Source organism: Pseudomonas sp. ASL9, assembly GCF_056680335.1.
This window is the reverse complement of record NZ_CM155277.1, coordinates 4,458,664-4,479,296: the sequence shown is the minus strand read 5'-3', so window position 1 is coordinate 4,479,296 and position 20,633 is coordinate 4,458,664. Positions and strand designations below refer to the sequence as shown.

Sequence of the window (20,633 nt, the reverse complement as noted above, 5' to 3'; positions counted from 1 at the left end):
ACTCACCGTTTAAAAGGCCCCCTTCAATTTCACCCCACTCGCCCGCTGACAATTGATCTGCACCTCAGGCAGCCCCAACCAATCCGCCATCTGCCGCAGGTTGCTGGCCAAGGCCAACATCCCCGCCTCATCCAGCCCCTGCGCCTCCTCATGCACCGCGTGCACCGCCAACCGCCCCAGCCCACGCTCGGCCCGCAAATCGACCCGTGCGGCAATCCGTTCGTTGTGCAAAAACGGCAGCACGTAGTAGCCATACACCCGCTTGTGCTGCGGGGTGTAGATCTCCAGGCGATAACGAAAGTCGAACAACCGCTCGGTGCGACTGCGTTCCCATATCAGCGAATCGAAAGGCGACAGCAAGGCACTGGCCGATACTTTGCGCGGCAGTTTGATCTCTGGCAGGCAATACGCCGGCTGGCGCCAACTGTCGACCTGCACCACCTGCAACGCCCCGGCCTCGACCAATTGCGCCAAACCCACACAACTTTGCGCCGGGCTTAGTCGGAAGTAATCGCGCAGGTCTTTGTCGGTCCCCACGCCCAATGCCGTCGCTGCGTGCAACAGCAAACCGCGCTGGGCCTCGGCTTCACTCAATTCCGGGTAATCGAGAATCGCTGCGGGCAATACCCGCTCCGGCAAGTCATACAAACGCTCGAAACCACGACGACCCGCCACCGTCACCTCACCGGCAGCAAACAGCCATTCCAACGCATGCTTCTCCGCGCTCCAGTCCCACCAAGGGCCGGCGCGCTCCTGGCGACTGCTCAAGCTACCGGCGCCCAGCGCACCTCGCTCGCGCACAGACTGCAATACACGGGTGACGATCGCTTGCTGCTCGCGCCCGAATTTAGCCATCTCCTGATAGATCCCCACGCCCTGGGACGCCTGACGCATACGCCAGCGCAACAAGGGATAAAGACTGAGCGGCAACAACGAAGCTTCATGACCCCAATACTCGAACAACTTGCGTTGTCGGCCCTGACTCCAGGCCACTTGATCGAGCAAGGGTTGGCCATAGTTGCCCAGACGGGAATATAACGGCAGGTAGTGCGAACGCACCAAGGCATTGACCGAATCGATCTGCAAAACACCCAGGCGCTCGATCAACTGTGTGATATGAGCGGCCTTGATCGACGCTGGCGGCTGGCGCCCGTTGAATCCCTGGGCGGCCAGCGCCAGACGCCGTGCCTGTTTGAGCGATAGATCTGCGGACATTCAGGACCTCCTGATCAGTCCACAACGCTACCTGATCGACCGCCGTGCTGTCAGCGTTTCATTGGGTCATTCCAGAACGGCCGCTCGACTTCTTGCTGGGTATCGGCACGACTCAAACCCAAGTCCTTCAGGGCGGCATCACTCAGACTCGCCAATTGCTGACGTTGACGATGCAGTTCATACCAGCGCAGCAACTGACGCTTGATCATGCCTATCAGGCGCACGCCCGATGAACCCAAATGCCCGCTGTTCTGCACCAACACATAACCTTTTTGACCTTTCATCACCTTGCCCTCCAAGTGGGGATGACTTAAGTCTCGCGCCGGGGCTAAGATCAATCCAACGAATGTTTCTTATGCGTTGCATCTGTGAGATTGATGAGTTGGCCACCTACCCGAGTATCGACAGCGAACTGTTGCGCACCTTTGTCGCGATTGCCGATGAGGGTGGGTTCACCCGTGCCGGAGAGGTGGTCAACCGCACACAGTCGGCGGTCAGCATGCAGATGAAGCGCCTGGAAGAAGACATTCTTCAGCGCTCTTTATTTCAGAAAGACGGTCGTACCGTCAGCCTCACAGTCGAGGGCCAGGTGCTGCTCGGTTACGCCCGACGGATCCTCAAACTGCACAGCGAGGTATTCAATACCTTGCGCGAACCGCACATGGTCGGCGTGGTGAAAATCGGTTCACCTGACGATTACGTGATGCGCTTTTTGCCGGGGATTCTGTCGCGCTTCGCTCAGGCCTATCCGCTGGTGCAGGTGGAGGTTCACTGCGAACCGTCCAAACAACTCCTACTGCGCCAGGACCTGGACTTGAGCATCGTCACCCGAGAACCGGGCACCGAAATCGGCCAGATTTTGCGTCAGGAGCGATTCGTCTGGATGGAGGCGCAGGGTTTTTGCCCTCACGAACAAACGCCACTGCCGCTGGCAATGTTCAACACCGACTGCTTTTGCCGAGTCTGGGCCTGCAACGCGCTCGACGCTATGCAGCGTGAGTACCGTGTCGCTTACACCAGCGCCAGCCTGTCGGCGATCAGCGCCGTGGTCACCGCAGGCCTGGCGGTGACTGCGCAACTGGAGAGTTTGCTCACCCCAGACCTGCGCATCATCGGCGAGGCCGAGGGGCTGCCGCAATTGCCGTCCGCCAGCATTGTGTTGCTGCGCAATCCAAAAAACACCTCGCCGGTCACCGAATGCCTGGCGGGATACATCGCCGAGGGCTTCAAACTTTAAACGCGAGCACCACGGCGCAGATCACCAGAAAGCCGCAGAACAGCGAACGCAGGAGTCTTTCGGGCAGTGAATGCGCCAACCTCACGCCCCAACTGATGCTCAGCAGGCCGCCCGCCGCCAAGGGAATGCCCATCTGCCAGTTGACGTGGCCATGCACCGCGTAAGTGACCAGGGTGATGGCTGTACTGGGCGCGGCCAACGCCAGCGCCAACCCTTGAGCAGCCACCTGTGTCGCGCCGAACACGCTGGTCAGGATCGGCGTCGCGACCACCCCGCCACCGACGCCGAACAGGCCACCCGTCATGCCCGAGCCGACCCCCAGCAGCCACAGCCATTTGGCATGACGCAATTCACTGCCGGCCTGGCCCTTGTGCCAATACATCTGAATCAGGTTGAACAGCGTTAGCACAATCAAGAACGCGACGAAGCCCAGGCGCATGCTGTGCGCATCCAGGCGCACAGCCCACAGCGACGTCAGCCAGGCGAAGCAAAAACCGGGAATGATCAGCATCAGGGCATTGCGCAGGGAGATCCGGTTACGCTGGTGATAACGCAATAATGCCAACAACACGTTAGGCAAAACCATGAGCAACGCCGTGCCCTGTGCCATCTGCTGATCCAGGCCAAACAACACGCCTAGCGCGGGAATCGCGACCAGACCGCCGCCGATGCCGAACAACCCGCCCAATGTCCCCATCGCGGTGCCCAATAACACATACATCCCGATTTCAATCACACCACGTCCCCAATCAATCCATGGGCGCATGCTACGCAGTCCCATGACGTGGTGAAACGCAAAAGCAGCCTCGCTGCCTTCACATTCCATACACAGAGGCTTCACGGTTCATGAATGCGCCAGCGACTGGCGTTGATCGGTAGAATTTATCTGGTGCATTAAAGATCGCGGCACTAAATTAGAGCGCACTACCCAGAGGACGTTCACATGAGCGCTGACCATAGCTCCACCCGCAACGCAGACAATGGCAACCATTTGCTGCTCGACAGTCAGCTGTGCTTCGCCCTGTACTCGACGTCGTTGATGATGACCAAGGTCTACAAGCCCTTACTGCAAGCCTTGGGCCTGACTTATCCACAGTACCTGGCGATGCTGGTGCTCTGGGAACACGACGGCATGACGGTGGGTGAAGTCAGCACGCGGTTGCTGACCGACCCCGGCTCCCTGACCCCCTTGCTCAAACGCCTTGAAGGCGAAGGCCTGCTGAGCCGTACCCGGAGCAAGGAAGACGAACGTGTTGTGCGGCTGTACCTCACCGAACAAGGCCGTGCACTGCGCGAAAAAGCCAAAAATGTTCCCTCCTGCATCTTCGCCGCCACGGGCACTACGGTGGATCGGCTGCGAGACCTGCAAAGCGAGCTGCTCGCCCTGCGCGGGAACTTGCACGACAGCCTTTGACTGTGCCCCCCCCTTCGCGAATGAATTCGCTCCCACAAAAGATACGGGATCTTCAGTGGGAGCGAATTCATTCGCGAAGACGACTTATCAGACAAAAACATCCTCCCCCGCCCCAAAACCCTTCAGCCATCACCTTTCTAAAAATTTATCTTGCGCACTAACTATCAGAGCGCTACATTTGCCATTCACTTAGTTAGCGCGCAATCATTTAGCGCGCATATTAAAACTCAACGCTACGAGGCCTCACCATGGATACGCTCTACACCGCTATCGCAACCGCAACCGGTGGCCGTGATGGTCGCGCTGTTTCCAGCGACAAAATTCTCGACGTCAAACTGGCTACCCCAAAAGAACTGGGCGGCGCTGGCGGCGAAGCTACCAACCCTGAGCAGTTGTTCGCTGCAGGCTATTCAGCCTGCTTCATCGGCGCACTGAAGTTTGTTGCCGGCCAAGAAAAACGCACTGTCCCTGCAGACACGTCGATCACCGCCCACGTCGGTATTGGCCAGATCCCCGGTGGTTTCGGCCTGGACATCGACCTGCACATCAGCCTGCCAGGCCTGGAACAGGCCGACGCACAGCAACTGGTCGAAGCCGCTCACCGGGTTTGCCCTTACTCCAATGCCACCCGTGGCAATGTCGATGTACGGTTGCACGTAACGGTCTGACTCGCGGGTGGTGAAGCAAGCCCCCTACTTCACCAATCAACACGCACAAAAAAGCCCGACTCGATGGTCGGGCTTTCGTGTGTTGCGGAACAAGACTGCGCTTATTTAGCGCGACCTTTGTAAGAACCGCCTTCACGTGTGTCGATCTCGATCCGGTCGCCGATGTTGACGAAGTCAGCAACGCTCAGCTCAGTACCGTTTTTCAGTTTGGCTGGCTTCATCACCTTGCCCGACGTGTCGCCACGTGCGGAGCCTTCGGTGTAGTCAACTTCACGAATGATGGTAGTTGGCAGCTCGACGGAAACCAGACGTTCTTCAAAGAAGATCGCTTCGCAAACGTCAGTCATGCCTTCTTCGATGAACGGCAGAACGGCTTCCAGGTCTTCAGCGTTCAGCTCGTACATGGTGTAGTCGGTGGTGTCCATGAACGTGTAGGTGTCGCCGCTGATGAAAGACAGCGTGGCGGCCTTACGATCAAGGATCACGTCATCCAGTTTGTCGTCGGCGCTGTACACGATCTCGGTCTTGTAACCAGTCAACAGGTTCTTCAACTTGGTTTTCATGATCGCGCTGTTACGACCGGACTTGGTGAATTCAGCTTTCTGAACCAACCAAGGGTCATTCTCGAGCCGAATCACGGTGCCGGGTTTCAGTTCTTTACCAGTTTTCATTACGAATATCCGAATTTGGATGGATTTACAAATATCTAGGCCGCGCATCATATCCAATTTCGGTAAAACTGTACTAGAGCCGCTGCAAGATCTGCCTGCGAAGCCTGTTTCTGACACCAGTATTCGGCGTGTTGGGTGACTTCCGGCCAGTGTTGCAGCACATCAGACCAGCTTTGACCCATGTCCTGTCCGGCATTCCAGGCTCGCCAAACATCCCTCAGTGCCTGGGCAGCCGCAGGCGAGAGGCCCTGGAGATAGAGATCGAGGAACGCGTCGAGCTTGACCCAGTGTGCGTCGTCATCTTGTTCATAGATGTGCCAGAGCAGCGGTCGACCGGCCCATTGCGCACGAACAAACGAGTCCTCCCCGCGTACGGCGTTGAAATCGCAGCACCACAGGAGGCGGTCATAGTCCTCCTGTCGGACGAATGGCAGCACGTGGACCGTCAGCGAATCACGGACTTCCAAAGCTCCCGGCCGCACCCCCTCGACGCCCAGCCAACGCTGCAGGTCGCCCAGAATCCGCCCTTCTGGCACCAACAAGTGGGTGGCTCGGCTGTCGGCAGCCAATGCCTCCAGCCAACTGGCCAGCCCGGCGTTTTCATAGGCGAACAGCGACATCAGGCGCGCACCCTCTTCCGGAACCACGCCCAAGCCTCGTAAAAAGGTTCGCTGTGCGGCTTGGTCCTGCTGGAAAGCGAGGCGTTGATCGAGCAAACCGGCTTCACGCAACAAACCACCAGTCGTCTGACGAAACCCGGGGAAGAAGAAGATCTTGCGCAGGCCGTTGGATTGCGGCGATGGCAACGCATGGCAACCGGACACCCACTCCTCGGCGCTGAGGTAGTCCAGGTTCAGCCATAGCGGCGGGCGCGAGCGCTGAGGCATGGCGTCCCGATAAGCCTTTGGCAAACGGCAGGCAAACGACTCGATCACCACATCCGCCGGTTCGGTCGGCTGCCAGTCCTTGGTCCAATGGCAGACGCTGACCCCCTCCTGCCACTGCTGCGCGGCATCAACCTCGGCCCCCGGACACAACCGCGCGAAGGGTTGCAAATCATCCACCCATAACCGCACTGCGAAGGGATACTCAGCCGCCAATTGCCGGGCCAGACGCCAAGTCACCCCGATATCGCCGTAGTTATCGACAACGTTGCAAAAAATATCCCAGGAGGCTTTCATGCCTGGTTCCCTAAAAAAGACGCGCTAAAAGTAGCTAATTGTCCGTCAGAACGGCCTGCAAGCTCCAGCTTCGGGCGTCTGTCGTGCGACAATCGTTGGCATCCATTGATCACACCAGGAACGTGTCATGTCCTTTCGCCCCGTGAAGTTGATTATGTGCATTGCGCTGGGCGTCTGGCTCGGCTTCATCGCTATCGCGGTGACGGTGGCATTGGCTTTCAACACGACCCTCGCCAGCCAGTCCATCGTATTGGGCAACGTCGTCAGTCAGTTCAAGGCCGTCACAACAGGCTCACGTCCCCCAGCGCAACCGGCGTCGGAAAACACGATGTTCGACAAGTATAAGCAGAACCTGCTCGACACCCAGGCCCAACAGGCTCAACAGCAAACTCAGGCCGCTCAGGAAAAGCGCCTCAACGGGCCAAAATGCCAATTCTGGATGCAGCAGAATCAAACCGCGCCCAGTGAAAAAACCCGGACCAGCGTCAGCCAGTTCTGTGGTTAGGCCTGATGCGAACCACCATGAATAAGTCATCCGTTCTGGAACTGATCATCGCCAAACTCAAGGTCGATCTGGACGTCGCGCAACGCGCCGCCCAGACCGCCTATGAGACCGCGACTCACGAAGAAAACATCGCCGAAAACAAGTACGACACCCTGGGACTGGAGGCGTCATACCTGGCGGCAGGACAAGCACGGCGCGTCGAAGAAATCCGCCAGTCGCTGGTGCTTTTTCAGAACCTGAGCCTGCGGCCTTTTGACGAGCAACGCGGGATTCAAATCGGCGATTTGCTCAGTCTGGAGGCCGGTAACGGCAGCCAGCAACAGGTGTTCCTGGGTCCCGATGCCGCCGGTTTGAAGATCTATCAGGATGATTTTTTGATCACGGTGATCACGCCACGCGCGCCCCTGGGACAAAACCTGCTCGGCAAAGCAGAGGGGGATGTTGTCGAAATCACCATCAATGGCACCCGCCAATCGTTCGAAGTCACTCAAGTGATGTGAAACCTATCCGTTTGCAGGGTTGATCCCTCCAACTTTTTCTGGGTAAGGTGCACTGTCGCTACATCACCAGTGGCCTGGACCGACATCCGGGGACAAGGACTCAATACGCAAGGAGATTTTTCATGACGAACGTCATCACTTTCCCTGACGCCCATGAACGTGATCGCCTCAAGTCCGATGAACATCCTGGGTTGTTATACCTGAGCAACAAAGAGCGTCTGCTGATTGAGGGGCTGCGGCTGACCAGCCATGCGGGTCGGCAATACGTATACGACTATGCACACATCATGCAGGTGTCCAAGCCCTTGCACCCCGATTGAGGCGATAGCGGGTACGCGCTTGAAACCAGGCACTGAACGCGATAGTCGATTTTCGCAAAAACTAAAACCGTTCAGCCTGCATTCAGGCACTGCGTCTGCCGAACATATCGAGGCAGCTGACGTGCCGCTATAGTGGCGGCGCGGGCGTTACTGTCCGTCCGTTTACTTGATCATCAGGAATTTGTAATGACAACCCCCACGCCCGAGCCCACCCTTTCCGATCCCGTTGTGCCGCCTACCCCGACGAAAGCGCATGTCGACCATCTGCGCTTCCTCAAGCCGCACACCCACCTGTCGAGCACGTTCGGCAACGATACCTTCGCCCTCAAGGCTGAAGCGTTCGCACGCTTCTTCGGCACGCCGATGTTTCTTGGCGGGCAGACGCTGATTGTCGTGTTGTGGATCGGGGTCAACCTGGCTGGTTTCACCCAATTCGATGTCTACCCGTTCATCCTGCTCAACCTGGCGTTCAGCCTGCAAGCGGCCTACGCCGCCCCCTTGATCCTGCTGGCCCAGACCCGTCAGGCCGCGCGGGACAAAGCCCACGCTGATGCCGATGCGCTACACCGCGAAGAACTGGCGGGGGCCAACGAGAAACGCATGGCCCTGGCCGCGCATAACTCGGCGCTGATGCTCGAACTGCTGGAGCAGAACACTCGCCTGACCGAAATGACCAAAGCCCTGACCGAGCGAGTCGAGACCCTGACGATGGAAATGCACGAACACTTCGTCAAAAAAAATACCTGATCAGGTAACGAGTTAACAGGGGTGCAGGCCATCGAGCGTCAGCACCCCACAGGTTCACGGCGTCAAAGCATCAGTCGATCAACGAATAAACCAACGCCGTAATCGCCACCAGACCGACCACGGTCACGAAGACGTTGGACGCCTTGCCCGCGTAACGGCGCATCGCCGGGACTTTGTGGATGGCGTACATCGGCATCAGAAACAACAGTGCGGCAATAACGGGGCCGCCTAGGGTTTCGATCATCCCGAGGATGCTCGGATTCAACGTCGCCACCAGCCAGCACACCAGCAACATGAACGCGGCCGTCAGCCGATCCAGGGTGCGCGGCGCGGGACGGCGGCCGGTTTTGACGACCAGGCCTTTAAGGCCTTCACTGGCGCCAATGTAGTGGCCGAGAAATGACTTGGTGATGGCCACAAAGGCAATCAGCGGCGCGACGAAAGCAATCGTCGGGTTGCTGAAGTGATTGGCCAGATAGGACAGGATCGACAGGTTCTGCGCCTTGGCTTCGGCCAGTTGCATCGGCGACAAGGTCAGCACGCAACTGAACACGAAGAACAGCACCATCACCACCATCAGGCCATGGGCGCGCGCAAGAATCTGCGAGCTGCGCACTTCGGCGTGGCTGCCGTACTGGCGCTTCTGGTCCACGGCAAAGGCCGAGATGATCGGTGAATGGTTGAACGAGAAGACCATCACCGGAATCGCCAGCCACAGGGTGTCCAGCAGCGCCGACGGCTCAGGCAGCGTGGTCGCGGTGGCCAGGATGCCGCCACTCCAGTGCGGAATCAGAAATACCGCCAGGAACAGCAGCGCAACGATAAAGGGATAGACCATCAGGCTCATCGCCTTGACGATTGCCTTCTCGCCACAGCGCACCACGGCCAGCAGACCGACGATCAGCAAAAACGCCAGCAACGCCCTGGGCGGTGGCTGCACATGCAACTGATGCTCGAGAAAACTGCCGACGGTATTGGTCAGCGCCACACTGTAAATCAGCAGGATCGGGAACACAGCAAAGAAATACAGCAGGGTAATCAGCACACCGGCGGTCTTGCCGAAGTGTTGTTCGACGACCTCGGTGATGTCGGCGCCTTCGCGTCCGGACAACACAAACCGGGTCAAGCCACGGTGGGCGTAGAAGGTCATGGGGAACGCCAGCACGGCCAGAATCAGCAGTGGCCAGAAGCCCCCAATACCGGCGTTGATCGGCAGAAAAAGCGTACCTGCACCGATTGCAGTGCCAAACAGGCCCAGCATCCAGGTGGTGTCGTGAGGGTTCCAGGAGGCAATGCCCGCTGACACCAATTCAACGTGCTCATCGACGCTGGTGGCTTGGTCATTCATCCGCTCGAAATCTCCGTTTGCCGGTCATTACTGCAAGGCCGGGGCGGATCACAACACTTTACAGTCAGCGCCCCCAACCTCAAGAAGGGCGCAATTGTCCGGGATTAAGCTTAATAATCAAAGGCCTGTCAGAGGGACGGTCGCTAAGGGTCCTTACGCAGAGGCATCTGCAACTCGACGCGCAGGCCATCCGCCTGGTTATCGAATCGCAGGGAACAAACGCAGCGCTGAACAATGGCTTGCACAATGGCCAGGCCCAGGCCGCTCCCAGGGTTTTTACCGTTGCGCCAGAAACGTTCAGTCAGGTGGCGCAGGTCCTCGGTTGCAATGCCTGGGCCGTGATCGCGCACGCAGAAGCAAGCTGTATGCGCATCAGTCTCAAGGCTCAACTCGACCTGCGCATCGGCAGGCGTGTGGCGCAACGCGTTATCCAGCAGATTGCGCAACGCTGCAACGGCCAATGCGGCGGGCATTTCCACCGCTGCTAGGGAAAGACGCTTCGGCAGGCGCAGTTCGATGCGCTGGTTATCACCCTGGTTGGCATCATGGATCGCCAACCGCGCAACCTCTTCAGCGCTGCACTGCACGCCGTCATCGAACGACAGACTGCCTTCTACCCTGGCCAGCAACAGCAACTGCTCCAGGGTGCGGTGCAGACGGTCGGCGCCCTCTTCGGCGTGGGCCAACGAACGATCCCGCACCGGACCTTCGGTCATGCGCGCCACTTGCAGGTGGGTCTTGATAGCGGTCAGCGGGCTGCGCAGCTCATGGGCAGCATCGCCAGTCAGTCGCCGCTCGCGTTCCAGGGTGTGGGCGATGCGCTGAAACAATTGATTCTGGGTGTCCAGCAGCGGCTGCAGTTCGCTGGGCAGATCGGGTACATGCAACGGCTCGACGGAGTCCGCATTGCGCCGTTTCAACGCATCGCGCATTCGATTGAGCGGCGCCAGACCCCGACCAATACCCAGCCACAGCAACGCCAGACTACCGAGCAAGGCCACCGCCACCGGCACCGACGCAGCCAGCAATATGGAATGCTGGAGGGTGTCGCGTTCAGCCTGTCGGTCCGCAGTGGTGATGCGCAGATCACCCTGGGCCAGGGTGAAACTGCGCCAGTGTTCGTCATTGATCAATTGATCGTGAAAGCCAGTCTGCTGGGCGTCGAGGGCTTGATCGGGGTTGGCATGACTGCGCACCAGCACCTCGCCACGCAGCGAACTGACCTGGCACGCGAGCCCGCCGGGAATACCCAATTGCTCGGCGCTCAGGGGGGTGCCGTCACGTTTTCCAGGGGTCGGCAATTGTTCGAGCAGACCGGCGACCATGTGCGCCGAAGCGGCCAGACGCTGATCGAGAGACTGCATCATCTGGCCACGCAAATCGCAGAGCATCCAGGCCGCAGCCAGGGTCCAGATCAACACGAACACCGACCCCAGGATCAGGCTCAGGCGCACCCTTAAACTCATCATGACGCCTCCGAGCCGGTGCGCTTGGCATCCGCAGGGCCGAGGCGATAACCCAAGCCACGCACGGTTTCGACGATCGTGTGGCCCAATTTGCGGCGCAGATGGTGGATATGCACGTTGAGCGCGTTGCTTTCCACTTCATCGCCGAAGCCGTAGACACTGTCCTTCAATTGCTCGCTGGACAGCACCCGGCCGCGGTTGTGCAACAAGGCGTGCAACAGCGCTTGTTCACGACGAGAAAGGTCCACCGGCTGCCCGGCCAACAACGTCTCACGACTGCTGGGGTCGTAGGTCAGGCAGCCATGTTCGATCAGGTTCACCGAGCGCCCGGCAACCCGGCGGATCAGCGTGTGCAGGCGAGCACTGAGTTCGCGCAGGTCGAAGGGCTTGAGCAGGTAATCGTCAGCCCCGGCCTGCAAACCCGCGACCCGATCAGTGACCGTATCCCGCGCGGTGAGAATCAGCACGGGCAGTTCAAGACCGTTCTGGCGCAACTGACGCAACAGCTTCAGGCCATCTTCATCGGGCAAGCCAAGATCGAGAATCAACACATCGAACCGCGCAGCCTGCACCATCGCCCGCACAGCCGCCGCCGTGGCGACATGGTCCACCGTCAGCCCCTGGGCATTAAGGCCGGCAACAATACCGCTGGCAATCAGATCGTCGTCTTCGCAGAGCAATACGTGCATGAGTAGGCTCGGAAAAAGAGTTATTAAAGCAGAACACGATTAACCCGCGATTAATTGCGAGGACTGGGCATCCCCCACACGCCTACACGCAGACCTGCTTCTGGCCGCCAGGTCGTAGAAGCTGCCGCGCTGTCGCGCAGCAAACTGGGTTGCGATTTGTGTGTCGTGATCGGTGGTGGTGGTGTGTCAGGCATGCAGCCTTCGCAGGCAAGCCTGCTCCCACAGGATTTTGATCTGCTGTTGGGATTTGGAGTGAATTGACTGTCGAATTACGGTCAGGCCCCTTTTCCAGGAGGCCGAGCGCAGGCGTTGCGCAGGGGGTAACGAGGCAAGGATGCCGAGTAAGCCGCACGGGGCCAGGGACGGCCCCTTGCGGCGGCCCCCGGAGCAACGCCGGAGTGAGGGAAATCCGAGCCTAAGCGAGGATCCGTATGGAGGGGCAAGCCTTTTGGCGGGACCTTTTTGCGGTTCGGCGTCCCGACGTTTGAAAAAGGTTCCTCGCTGTAAAAGCGAAACCATAATTCCAGCAACCACACATGCCGGATATACACATCAAGACCAGCGCCAACACATTGTTTTTAAAAGATTAAAAATAAGTTTGATAGGCGGCGAAGGCGTCGAAGACGGTGCTCACGCCCTGCCATTAACGCTCACTTAATCGGCAGCCTGCATCCTTGCGTCAACTGTCACTTCCAGGCTTTTTTGATGCGGATTTTTTTGCTATTCATCTTTTATCTGATACCCGCCCTGGCCCAGGCACTTCCGGGCAAAGACCCTTTCGCTCAAGCGGATTTCCTGCCGGTGAACAAGGCGTTTACGTTCAGCTCCGAGCGCATGGCGTCTGGCGAGACCCGCCTGCACTGGCGCATCAGTGAAGGGTATTACCTGTATCAGCAGCGGCTGAAATTCGAGGGCTTGCCGCCTGAAAACAGGCCCGTATTGCCTGAAGGCGAGGCCCACAGCGATGAGTACTTTGGCACACAGGCCGTGTATCGCAACACCCTGGACTTGCTGATCCCGGCCTCCGCCAGCGGGCAAGTGAAGCTGAGCTGGCAAGGTTGCGCCGATGCCGGGCTGTGTTATCCACCGCAAAGCAAAGTCCTGGATTTGGGCGGCAACAACGCCGCCAATCCAGGCACGTCGCAAGCCCCGGACCAGGCACTGGCGAGCAGTCTGGAACAACGTTCGCTCGGCTGGAGCCTGTTGGTTTTCTTTGGCCTGGGCCTGTTACTGGCCTTTACCCCCTGCTCGTTACCGATGCTGCCGATTTTGGCCGGCGTGGTGGTCAGCAGCGGCACACGTCCCACGCGTGGCTTCGCCCTGGCCAGCAGCTATGTGCTGAGCATGGCCCTGATCTATGCAGGCCTCGGCGTACTGGCTGCGCTGCTGGGCGGTAACCTGCAAGCGCTGTTGCAACAACCCTGGCTGCTCGGCAGTTTCGCCGCACTGTTTGTCGTACTGGCGCTACCGATGTTCGGCTTTTTCGAACTGCAACTGCCTGCCTTCCTGCGTGATCGTCTGGAGAGCGCCGGACGCCAACGTCAAGGCGGCAGCCTGGTCGGCGCCGGGGTCTTGGGGGCCTTGTCCGGCTTGATGGTCGGCCCCTGCATGACCGCGCCACTGGCTGGCGCCCTGCTCTACATCGCGCAAAGCGGCAATGCGCTGCACGGCGGTCTGGTGCTGTTTGCTATGGGACTGGGCATCGGCGTGCCACTTTTGCTGTTGGTCACGCTGGGCAATCGCTTCCTGCCTAAACCGGGCGCCTGGATGAACCTGCTCAAAGGCGTGTTCGGCTTTCTGTTCCTTGGCACCGCGTTAATCATGGTGCGGCCGCTACTGGATGAGGCGCTGTGGGTCGGCATATGGGGTGTCCTGTTATTGGTCGCATCCTATGCCGCCGTGATGCAGGCCCGGCAACACAAGCGCGCCGCGATCCTGTTCGGCCCCGGCGGTCTGGTGATCGGCTTATGGGGAGCGTTGATGCTGATCGGCGCCGCCGGTGGCGCGGATGATCCGTTGCGCCCCTTGCAGGTGTACAACGCCACGCAGTTGGCAACCGCGCAGAAAACACCGTCAACCATGACGCCTTCACCACGGTCAGTGAACCCAAGCCCCTTCAACGCGAACTCGATGCTGCAAAGGCACAGAGTCAGTGGGTGTTGCTCGACTACTATGCCGACTGGTGTGTGTCCTGCAAAATAATGGAGAAACAGGTGTTCGCCAACGCCGAGGTACTGGCTGCATTGAAAGATGTACGCTTGCTGAAACTGGATGTCACTGCCGACAACGCCGCCAGCCGCGAACTCCTCAGTCGCTATAAAGTGCCGGGGCCACCAAGCCTGCTGTGGATAAGTCCAACGGGCGAAGAGCGGCGTGAACGGCGCATCAGCGGTGAAGTCGACGCCCAGACCTTTTTGCAACAGTGGCAAACAACCCGGGAGCCTGGCTGATGTTGAGTTTCTCGATTGGCCCCTTCGCCCTCGCGATGAATCATATGCTGCTGATCGTCGCCCTGGGATTGGCAACGCTGGTGGGTTGGCGGGTCGCCAAACGTGGTGGCGTCAATCCTGAGTCAGCGCTCTTCAGCCTGTTTGTGCTCGGTCTATTCGTGGCGCGGTTGGGATTTGTAATCGCGTACTGGCCGCAGTTCCGCGACGAGCTCTGGCAGATTATCGACATCCGCGACGGTGGTTTTCTGATCTGGCCCGGTGTGCTGGCGGTGGTACTGGGCGGCCTTGGGTGCGGCTGGCGTCGGCAGGCGTTGCGTCGACCGCTGGGGCTGGGGCTGAGCAGCGGTTTGCTGTTCTGGTTACTGGCGACCATGGGCCTGAACATCTACCAGGAAAGTGCGCGCCTGCCACCGATGACCTTGCGCAATGCCGCTGGGGAATCGGTGCAACTGGCCGACTACAAAGGCAAACCTTTGGTGATCAACCTGTGGGCAACGTGGTGCCCACCGTGCCGCCGGGAAATGCCCGTGCTGCAAAAGGCCCAGGCGGAACGCGAAGACGTGGTCTTTCTGTTCGTTAACCAGGCCGAAAGCCAGCAGACAGTCGCCGGTTTTATCGCCAACCAAGGCCTGCATCTGCGCAATGTACTGTTCGATGGCAGCGGCAAACTGGCGCAAAGCATCGGTTCCATGGCGCTGCCCACTACCATTTTCTATACGGCCGATGGGCGCCTGCGCGGCAGTCACCTCGGCGAACTGTCCACCGCCAGCCTGACGCACTATCTCGATAGCGTCGACAGCGGCTCTTCCTCTTCACACTCAAGGACAACGCCATGACATTGCCCCGTTACTATTTAGCAATCGCTATCAGCCTGATCGCCCTGCAAAGTTCGCAACTGCACGCCGAACAATGGCCTGAACCGATCCGGGCACTGGAAGCCAAAGGCGCGCGCATCGTCGGCACTTTCGATGCCCCGGACGGCCTGCGCGGGTATGCCGCTGAATACCAGAACCAAGGCATGGCGTTCTACCTGACGGCGGATGGCAAGCATGTGCTGGCAGGCAATCTGTACGACGAAAAAGGCAAGGACTTGAGCAAGGCGCCGCTGGACAAGCTGGTGTATGCGCCCATGGCCAAGGAAGTCTGGACCAAGATGGAAAACAGCACCTGGATCGCCGACGGCAGCAAGACCGCGCCCCGCGTGGTCTACCTGTTCAGCGACCCGAATTGCCCCTACTGCAACATGTTCTGGGAGCAGGAACGGCCATGGGTCAAGGCCGGAAAAGTACAATTGCGGCACATCATGGTCGGTATTATCCGCGAAGACAGCGCAGCCAAATCCGCCGCGCTGCTGGCCGACAAATCCCCCGAAGTCGCCCTGAACACTCACGAAAGCGCGGGTAAAGGCAGCTCGCTCAAACCGCTGACAAGCATTCCAAAAGAGATTCAAACCAAGCTCGACGCAAACCTGCAACTGATGACCGACCTGGGCCTCTCCGCGACCCCGGCTATCTTCTACCTCGATGATCAGGGCCACCTGCAACAGCAACAAGGCGCACCAACACCTGAGCTGCTCGGGAAAATATTGGGGCCGAAATAACCCGCGATCTCTTGGGGAGTCTTCTCCCGCAAAGATACCTGCGGCGTCTGACCTATGGCTTTCGCAGGCAAGCCTACTCCCACAGTGGATCTGTGGCGTTACTCAATCCTGTGGGAGCAGGCTTGCAACTACGCGTCCCGCTGCGAACGGCGGTTTGTCTGACACCAGACATATCTGGCTAAGAAGATGAGACTGCATTCACGCCGTTGAAGCGGTAGGTTAACCCTCTGTTTTTACGCTCAAGAGGGCAACGGAATGCCTGCTATCGCACACTCTCACCACCTGCGCACAGGGCGATTTTCCGAGTTTGGAAGGATTTATCTTGTGACGTCAAAGGTGCTTCACCGCCGTCGTGCCTTTGAGGATTGGCGATTGGGGCGCTTGCTGGTCAGCGAGATGAAACAGGTGCATAAGGACGGCCTGATCTGCTCGTTGGCCTGGGTCATCATGCCGGACCATTTTCACTGGTTATTCGAGTTGCGACATGGCTCGTTGAAGAGCTTGATGCGGCGCGTCAAATCCAGAAGCGGTATCGCGATAAATAGAGCGCGTGGAGACGAAGGGCGATTTTGGCAGCTCGGTTATCACGATATTGCCGTTCGTTATGACGATGATTTGAAGAAGTTTGCGCGGTATATCGTGGCAAATCCTCTTCGAGCTGGATTGGTTGAGCGAGTGGGTGATTATCCGTTGTGGGATGCGACTTGGCTCTAAAAGCTTCGCAGGCAAGCCTGCTCCCACAAAAGACCGCGTACCTCTGTGGGAGCAGGCTTGCAACTACGCGTCCCGCTGCGAACGGCGTCAGCCGAGGTCGCCGCCGCCGACTGGCAGGGTTACGCCGGTGATGTACGCGGCGTCGTCGCTGGCGAGGAAGAGGATGGCGCCAGCTTGTTCGTCAACGGTGCCATAGCGGTTCATCAGGCTGCTATCGAGTGTCTGATCGACGATCTGTTGGTACCAGACTTTTTCAGCATCGCTCTGTTCGGCCGTGTTGCGTGGGATGCGGCGTGGGGGTGCTTCAGTGCCGCCGGGGGCGGTGGCGTTGATGCGAATACCGCGCTCGGCGTTTTCAAAGGCCAGGCAGGCAGTCAGGGCATTCACTCCGCCTTTGGCCGCGCCGTAAGGCACACGGTTTACGCCGCGAGTAGCGACAGACGAAACGTTAACGATGGCGCCAGCGCCCTGTTCAAGCATGTAAGGCAGAACCGCATGGCAGCACCATAGCGTCGGAAACAGCGAGCGGCGCACTTCGCTTTCAATCTCGTGTTCCAGGTAATGCTCGAACGGCTTTGCCCAAATAGTGCCGCCGACGTTGTTGACCAGAATGTCGATACGGCCAAAGCGTTCGGCAGCGGCAGCCATGACCTTGTTGCAGTCAGCGTATTGTTCAAGATCAGCGGTCAGGGTCAGGATATCGGCGTTTTGGCCGAGGCTGTCGTTCAGTTCGTGGACCAGTTCGGAGCGGTCCACCAACACCAGCTTGCCACCCTCCTCGGCCATACGCTCAGCGACCCGGCGACCAATACCTTGGGCGGCACCGGTGATGACGGCGACTTTGTGGGTGAAGCGGTTGTTTGGCATGTCAGTTGTCCTGTGTTGTGTCTGGTCGGGCCTCATCGCAGGTAAGCCTGCTCCCACACAATCCTGTGGGAGGCTTGCCTGCGAATGGCCGCGACGCGGTCTCAAGCGCTCGCGGCAAACTTTTCGAAGTAAAAGTTCGCGGGCTGCGTGCCGCGCTCGCGCAGGTTGAGGCTGACGGCTTCGACCATGGGCGGTGGGCCGCAGAGGTAGATGTCGACTTCGCCATCATTCAAATGCCCCGGCTCGATGTGTTGGGTAACAAAGCCTTTTTTCGGGTGCTGACTGTCCGCCGACGCCACGCACGCGCTGTAGCTGAAGTTGGGAATGCGTTGCGCCAGCAAGTCGAGCTTGTCGAGTTCCACCAGATCGAAGTCGTGGGTCACGCCATAGATCAGGTGCACCGGGTAGTCGCTGCCCGCTTCGGCGATCTTTTCCAGCATCGCTAAAAACGGCGCCAGCCCCGTCCCGCCCGCCAGCAGCAACAACGGACGCTTGATGTCGCGCAGGTAAAAACTGCCCAATGGTCCGGTCAAGCTGATGCTTTGCCCTGGCGCAGCGTGGTCCTTGAGGTAGGTACTCATCAAGCCGCCTGGCACATTGCGGATCAGGAACGAAACCTGTCCTTCGTGCTGCAATGAACTGAAGGAGTACGCACGGGTTTCAACGCTGCCCGGCACTTGCAGGTTGACGTATTGCCCCGGCAAAAACGCCAGTTTGCCCAAGCCTTCGCTGCGGATAGACAGCCGAATCGCGCTGTCGGACAACGCCTGCACTTCACTGATGGCACCGTCGAAACTGGTCTGCTGGGTGCGACAGACCTGCGAAGACGCCGGCACCCGCACCACGCAATCGCTTTCGGCGCGCATCTGGCAGGTCAGAACAAAACCTTGCTCGGCTTCAGCAGCGGTCAGGGCGTCATCGATGTAGTCCTCGCCGAGGCTGTAGGTGCCCGACTCGGCGAAACATTTACAGGTGCCGCATGCACCGTCGCGACAGTCCAGCGGAATATTGATGCCTTGGCGGTAGGCGGCGTCGGCAAGGATTTCACCGGCGTTAGCGTCGATGAATCGAGTGACGCCGTCTTCAAAATTGAACGCAATGGTATGAGTCATGATCAGGCACTCGCTTCAGAGGTGGTAGACGTCGATGACCTGACGTACGTAGTCGTTTTTCAGCACGATCTTCTTGGCCTTGATCAGTGGCGTTTCACCACGAGTGTCCAGGGTGTAGAAGTTGGTGCCGAAATAGCTGTCCACGGTCTTGTAACGAAAACTCAGGGTGTGCCAGTTAAAGCGCAGTGTGCACAGCCCGTCAGCCTGATCGAGGATCTCGATATTGCTGATATTGTGGGAGGTGCGGGTGTCCGGCACGCTGGCGCTGGAACGCTCGGTCTTGATGCGGAAGATTCGGTCTTCCAGACCACTGCGGTTGCCGTACCAGATCAGCGAGATTTCCCGCTGCGGATTTTGGATGAGTTCATCGTGGTCGTCCCAGGACGGCATCCAGTAGCTGGCGTCGGCGGCGTACAGCTCCAACCAGCTGTCCCAATCCTTGTCATCCAGGTAGCGCGCTTCGCGGTACAGGAAGTCGCGCACGGCATCGTAGGAAATGCTCATCACACGGCCTCCACAGGGATCAACTGTTGGGCGCTTTGTTGCTGCGCGAGTGCTTTGTGCATCGTGTCCAGCCAGTGCCGATGCTGAACTACGAACAGGCCTTCGTCTTCCGTGCGCTTGCCACTCAATAGCGGGTGCAGATCGATTTCCCGAGCCGCATCGTCCGCGCCTTCGACCCAATGCTTGGCGCCACGGGACATGTCGTTCCAAGGCATGGCTTTGGCCATGAAACCCTGCTGACAGGAGCGGAATTCTTCCAGGTCATCGGGCGTCGCCATGCCGCTGACGTTGAAGAAGTCCTCGTACTGCCGAATGCGTCGGGCACGGGCTTCGTCGCTTTCACCTTTGGGTGCGATGCAGTAAATGGTGATCTCGGTTTTATCGACGGAAATCGGCCGCGCGATACGGATCTGCGAACCAAACTGGTCCATCAAATACACGCTTGGGTACAGGCACAGGTTGCGCGAGTTACCGATCATCCAGTCAGCGCGAGCCTGGCCGAAGTCCCGGGCTAGCTCGTCACGGCGCTCGTACAACGGGCGATCTTCCGGGTTGGACCAGCGGGTCCAAAGCAGCATGTGACCGTGTTCGAACGAGTAGAAACCACCACCCTGTTTGGACCAGGTACCCGCGTCCATCGCGCGGATATCGTCGCCTGCGGCGGCGCTCTTGCGACGATTGGTGGTGGCAGCATAGTTCCAATGCACCGAGCTGACGTGATACCCGTCGGCGCCGTTTTCCGCGTGCAGTTTCCAGTTGCCTTCGTAGACATAGCTGGAAGAACCGCGCAGCACTTCCAGACCGTCCGCCGATTGATCAGCGATCATGTCGATGATCTTGGCCGACTCGCCCAAATGTTCCTTCAGCGACACCACATCCGGGTTAAGACTGCCGAACAGAAAGCCGCGATAGGACTCGAAACGCGCGACCTTTTTCAGGTCGTGGGAGCCTTCGCAATTGAATGCATCGGGGTACCCGGCTTCTGCCGGGTCTTTGACTTTGAGCAGCTTGCCGGAGTTATTGAACGTCCAACCGTGGAATGGGCAAGTGTAGCTTGAGCGGTTCCCGGTTTTGTGTCGGCACAACATCGCGCCGCGGTGGCTGCAGGCGTTGATGAAGGCGTTGAGTTCACCGTCCTTGTTGCGGGCGATGAACACAGGCTGGCGGCCCATGGTGGTGGTGTAGTAATCGTTTTTGTTGGGCAGCTGACTTTCGTGGGCCAAGTACAGCCAATTACCCTCGAAGATGTATTCCATCTCCAGTTCGAACAGCCGTGGATCGGTGAACATCTCGCGCTTGCAGCGATAGATGCCCTTCTCTTGGTCTTCCTCAAGCAGGGAATGCAGGAACTCGAATCCCAGGGACATGGCCGGGGTCTCCATTGTTATGTTTCGACCCTTGAAGGCTATCCCTGGTGAGATGTTG

At 58.8% G+C, this 20,633-nt stretch carries 22 protein-coding genes and 1 pseudogene; 11 read left to right on the top strand and 12 right to left on the bottom strand.

Features of this window, described 5'->3' with window-relative positions:
- Positions 1-9 precede the first annotated feature (9 nt).
- Both AC1ME2_RS20715 and AC1ME2_RS20710 read right to left on the bottom strand, forming a co-directional pair.
- Entirely contained in the window at positions 10-1,215 is a 1,206-nt protein-coding gene (locus AC1ME2_RS20715; protein ID WP_480436389.1) for a winged helix-turn-helix domain-containing protein, read from the bottom strand.
- 50 nt (positions 1,216-1,265) lie between these two features.
- Positions 1,266-1,502: a DUF1127 domain-containing protein gene (locus tag AC1ME2_RS20710; RefSeq protein ID WP_480436386.1), complete on the bottom strand. Its 237-nt coding sequence runs from the start codon at positions 1,500-1,502 to the stop codon at positions 1,266-1,268.
- Positions 1,503-1,570: 68 nt separating this feature from the next.
- Between AC1ME2_RS20710 and AC1ME2_RS20705 the strand changes: the two genes are divergently transcribed.
- Positions 1,571-2,452 (top strand): LysR family transcriptional regulator, encoded by an 882-nt coding sequence (locus AC1ME2_RS20705; RefSeq protein ID WP_480436384.1) that lies wholly within the window; start codon positions 1,571-1,573, stop codon positions 2,450-2,452.
- On the opposite strand, the gene AC1ME2_RS20700 is transcribed toward AC1ME2_RS20705, so the two are convergent.
- A complete protein-coding gene (locus AC1ME2_RS20700) occupies positions 2,442-3,188 on the bottom strand; it encodes a sulfite exporter TauE/SafE family protein (RefSeq protein WP_480442254.1) in 747 nt (248 codons plus the stop codon). The genes AC1ME2_RS20705 and AC1ME2_RS20700 overlap by 11 nt on opposite strands.
- 207 nt (positions 3,189-3,395) lie before the next feature.
- On the opposite strand from AC1ME2_RS20700, the gene AC1ME2_RS20695 reads away from it, so the two are divergent.
- Together AC1ME2_RS20695 and AC1ME2_RS20690 are read left to right on the top strand one after the other, a co-directional pair.
- Positions 3,396-3,866 (top strand): MarR family winged helix-turn-helix transcriptional regulator, encoded by a 471-nt coding sequence (locus AC1ME2_RS20695; RefSeq protein ID WP_480436382.1) that lies wholly within the window; start codon positions 3,396-3,398, stop codon positions 3,864-3,866.
- 248 nt (positions 3,867-4,114) lie between these two features.
- Positions 4,115-4,534, top strand: a complete 420-nt coding sequence (locus AC1ME2_RS20690) for an organic hydroperoxide resistance protein (protein WP_480436380.1) — start codon at positions 4,115-4,117, stop codon at positions 4,532-4,534.
- Between the two features lie 101 nt (positions 4,535-4,635).
- On the opposite strand, the gene AC1ME2_RS20685 is transcribed toward AC1ME2_RS20690, so the two are convergent.
- Both AC1ME2_RS20685 and earP read right to left on the bottom strand, forming a co-directional pair.
- Positions 4,636-5,205 carry an elongation factor P gene (locus AC1ME2_RS20685; protein ID WP_480436379.1) on the bottom strand — a complete coding sequence of 190 codons (570 nt, stop codon included), beginning with the start codon at positions 5,203-5,205 and terminating at the stop codon, positions 4,636-4,638.
- 47 nt (positions 5,206-5,252) lie between these two features.
- Entirely contained in the window at positions 5,253-6,386 is a 1,134-nt protein-coding gene (earP, locus tag AC1ME2_RS20680; protein ID WP_480436378.1) for an elongation factor P maturation arginine rhamnosyltransferase EarP, read from the bottom strand.
- 127 nt (positions 6,387-6,513) lie between these two features.
- Here earP and AC1ME2_RS20675 point away from each other — a divergent pair, with 127 nt between their 5' ends.
- The 4 genes from AC1ME2_RS20675 (at position 6,514) to AC1ME2_RS20660 (ending at position 8,458) form a co-directional block, all read left to right on the top strand.
- Positions 6,514-6,891 (top strand): hypothetical protein, encoded by a 378-nt coding sequence (locus AC1ME2_RS20675; protein ID WP_480436377.1) that lies wholly within the window; start codon positions 6,514-6,516, stop codon positions 6,889-6,891.
- Between the two features lie 17 nt (positions 6,892-6,908).
- Positions 6,909-7,391 (top strand): GreA/GreB family elongation factor, encoded by a 483-nt coding sequence (locus tag AC1ME2_RS20670; RefSeq protein WP_480436375.1) that lies wholly within the window; start codon positions 6,909-6,911, stop codon positions 7,389-7,391.
- 122 nt (positions 7,392-7,513) lie between these two features.
- Complete coding sequence (locus tag AC1ME2_RS20665; RefSeq protein WP_480436373.1) at positions 7,514-7,711, top strand: hypothetical protein; 198 nt, start codon at positions 7,514-7,516, stop codon at positions 7,709-7,711.
- 186 nt (positions 7,712-7,897) lie between these two features.
- The gene (locus AC1ME2_RS20660) at positions 7,898-8,458 is read left to right on the top strand and encodes a DUF1003 domain-containing protein (RefSeq protein WP_480436372.1); all 561 of its coding nucleotides are present in this window, start codon (positions 7,898-7,900) and stop codon (positions 8,456-8,458) included.
- 70 nt (positions 8,459-8,528) lie between these two features.
- On the opposite strand, the gene AC1ME2_RS20655 is transcribed toward AC1ME2_RS20660, so the two are convergent.
- From AC1ME2_RS20655 to AC1ME2_RS20645, 3 genes are all read right to left on the bottom strand, one after another.
- The gene (locus AC1ME2_RS20655) at positions 8,529-9,806 is read right to left on the bottom strand and encodes a serine/threonine transporter (RefSeq protein WP_480436370.1); all 1,278 of its coding nucleotides are present in this window, start codon (positions 9,804-9,806) and stop codon (positions 8,529-8,531) included.
- A 143-nt stretch (positions 9,807-9,949) separates the two neighbouring features.
- A complete protein-coding gene (locus tag AC1ME2_RS20650) occupies positions 9,950-11,275 on the bottom strand; it encodes an ATP-binding protein (protein ID WP_480436369.1) in 1,326 nt (441 codons plus the stop codon).
- Positions 11,272-11,961, bottom strand: a complete 690-nt coding sequence (locus tag AC1ME2_RS20645) for a response regulator (RefSeq protein WP_480436368.1) — start codon at positions 11,959-11,961, stop codon at positions 11,272-11,274. Before AC1ME2_RS20645 ends, AC1ME2_RS20650 begins: the two co-directional genes overlap by 4 nt.
- 705 nt (positions 11,962-12,666) lie before the next feature.
- On the opposite strand from AC1ME2_RS20645, the pseudogene dsbD reads away from it, so the two are divergent.
- From dsbD to AC1ME2_RS20625, 4 genes and pseudogenes are all read left to right on the top strand, one after another.
- Positions 12,667-14,411: pseudogene (gene dsbD / locus AC1ME2_RS20640) on the top strand (protein-disulfide reductase DsbD).
- Positions 14,411-15,247 (top strand): prolipoprotein diacylglyceryl transferase family protein, encoded by an 837-nt coding sequence (locus tag AC1ME2_RS20635; protein WP_480436366.1) that lies wholly within the window; start codon positions 14,411-14,413, stop codon positions 15,245-15,247. The pseudogene dsbD and the gene AC1ME2_RS20635 overlap by 1 nt, the downstream one beginning before the upstream one ends.
- Entirely contained in the window at positions 15,244-16,011 is a 768-nt protein-coding gene (gene dsbG / locus AC1ME2_RS20630; RefSeq protein WP_480436364.1) for a thiol:disulfide interchange protein DsbG, read from the top strand. The genes AC1ME2_RS20635 and dsbG overlap by 4 nt, the downstream gene beginning before the upstream one ends.
- A 255-nt stretch (positions 16,012-16,266) precedes the next feature.
- Positions 16,267-16,725: an REP-associated tyrosine transposase gene (locus AC1ME2_RS20625; protein ID WP_480436362.1), complete on the top strand. Its 459-nt coding sequence runs from the start codon at positions 16,267-16,269 to the stop codon at positions 16,723-16,725.
- Between the two features lie 87 nt (positions 16,726-16,812).
- On the opposite strand, the gene AC1ME2_RS20620 is transcribed toward AC1ME2_RS20625, so the two are convergent.
- The 4 genes from AC1ME2_RS20620 to benA all read right to left on the bottom strand — a co-directional run bounded on the left by AC1ME2_RS20620 (position 16,813) and on the right by benA (position 20,575).
- Entirely contained in the window at positions 16,813-17,592 is a 780-nt protein-coding gene (locus AC1ME2_RS20620; protein WP_480436361.1) for a 1,6-dihydroxycyclohexa-2,4-diene-1-carboxylate dehydrogenase, read from the bottom strand.
- 101 nt (positions 17,593-17,693) lie between these two features.
- Positions 17,694-18,704, bottom strand: coding sequence for a benzoate 1,2-dioxygenase electron transfer component BenC (benC, locus tag AC1ME2_RS20615; RefSeq protein ID WP_480436360.1), 1,011 nt, complete (start codon positions 18,702-18,704; stop codon positions 17,694-17,696).
- 15 nt (positions 18,705-18,719) lie between these two features.
- Entirely contained in the window at positions 18,720-19,208 is a 489-nt protein-coding gene (gene benB / locus AC1ME2_RS20610; protein WP_480436358.1) for a benzoate 1,2-dioxygenase small subunit, read from the bottom strand.
- Positions 19,208-20,575, bottom strand: a complete 1,368-nt coding sequence (benA, locus tag AC1ME2_RS20605; RefSeq protein ID WP_480436357.1) for a benzoate 1,2-dioxygenase large subunit — start codon at positions 20,573-20,575, stop codon at positions 19,208-19,210. Before benA ends, benB begins: the two co-directional genes overlap by 1 nt.
- Positions 20,576-20,633: the final 58 nt, after the last annotated feature.

Excerpts from the sequence above, each read along its gene's own strand:
- dsbG (WP_480436364.1), top strand. The coding sequence starts at position 15,244 with ATGACATTGCCCCGTTACTATTTAGCAATCGCTATCAGCCTGATCGCC.
- benA (WP_480436357.1), bottom strand. The coding sequence starts at position 20,575 with ATGTCCCTGGGATTCGAGTTCCTGCATTCCCTGCTTGAGGAAGACCAA.
- AC1ME2_RS20665 (WP_480436373.1), top strand. The coding sequence starts at position 7,514 with ATGACGAACGTCATCACTTTCCCTGACGCCCATGAACGTGATCGCCTC.
- AC1ME2_RS20675 (WP_480436377.1), top strand. The coding sequence starts at position 6,514 with ATGTCCTTTCGCCCCGTGAAGTTGATTATGTGCATTGCGCTGGGCGTC.
- AC1ME2_RS20690 (WP_480436380.1), top strand. The coding sequence starts at position 4,115 with ATGGATACGCTCTACACCGCTATCGCAACCGCAACCGGTGGCCGTGAT.
- earP (WP_480436378.1), bottom strand. The coding sequence starts at position 6,386 with ATGAAAGCCTCCTGGGATATTTTTTGCAACGTTGTCGATAACTACGGC.
- AC1ME2_RS20655 (WP_480436370.1), bottom strand. The coding sequence starts at position 9,806 with ATGAATGACCAAGCCACCAGCGTCGATGAGCACGTTGAATTGGTGTCA.
- AC1ME2_RS20660 (WP_480436372.1), top strand. The coding sequence starts at position 7,898 with ATGACAACCCCCACGCCCGAGCCCACCCTTTCCGATCCCGTTGTGCCG.
- benB (WP_480436358.1), bottom strand. The coding sequence starts at position 19,208 with ATGAGCATTTCCTACGATGCCGTGCGCGACTTCCTGTACCGCGAAGCG.
- AC1ME2_RS20685 (WP_480436379.1), bottom strand. The coding sequence starts at position 5,205 with ATGAAAACTGGTAAAGAACTGAAACCCGGCACCGTGATTCGGCTCGAG.
- AC1ME2_RS20715 (WP_480436389.1), bottom strand. The coding sequence starts at position 1,215 with ATGTCCGCAGATCTATCGCTCAAACAGGCACGGCGTCTGGCGCTGGCC.
- benC (WP_480436360.1), bottom strand. The coding sequence starts at position 18,704 with ATGACTCATACCATTGCGTTCAATTTTGAAGACGGCGTCACTCGATTC.
- AC1ME2_RS20650 (WP_480436369.1), bottom strand. The coding sequence starts at position 11,275 with ATGATGAGTTTAAGGGTGCGCCTGAGCCTGATCCTGGGGTCGGTGTTC.
- AC1ME2_RS20645 (WP_480436368.1), bottom strand. The coding sequence starts at position 11,961 with ATGCACGTATTGCTCTGCGAAGACGACGATCTGATTGCCAGCGGTATT.
- AC1ME2_RS20705 (WP_480436384.1), top strand. The coding sequence starts at position 1,571 with ATGCGTTGCATCTGTGAGATTGATGAGTTGGCCACCTACCCGAGTATC.
- AC1ME2_RS20635 (WP_480436366.1), top strand. The coding sequence starts at position 14,411 with ATGTTGAGTTTCTCGATTGGCCCCTTCGCCCTCGCGATGAATCATATG.
- AC1ME2_RS20670 (WP_480436375.1), top strand. The coding sequence starts at position 6,909 with ATGAATAAGTCATCCGTTCTGGAACTGATCATCGCCAAACTCAAGGTC.
- AC1ME2_RS20620 (WP_480436361.1), bottom strand. The coding sequence starts at position 17,592 with ATGCCAAACAACCGCTTCACCCACAAAGTCGCCGTCATCACCGGTGCC.
- AC1ME2_RS20625 (WP_480436362.1), top strand. The coding sequence starts at position 16,267 with ATGCCTGCTATCGCACACTCTCACCACCTGCGCACAGGGCGATTTTCC.
- AC1ME2_RS20695 (WP_480436382.1), top strand. The coding sequence starts at position 3,396 with ATGAGCGCTGACCATAGCTCCACCCGCAACGCAGACAATGGCAACCAT.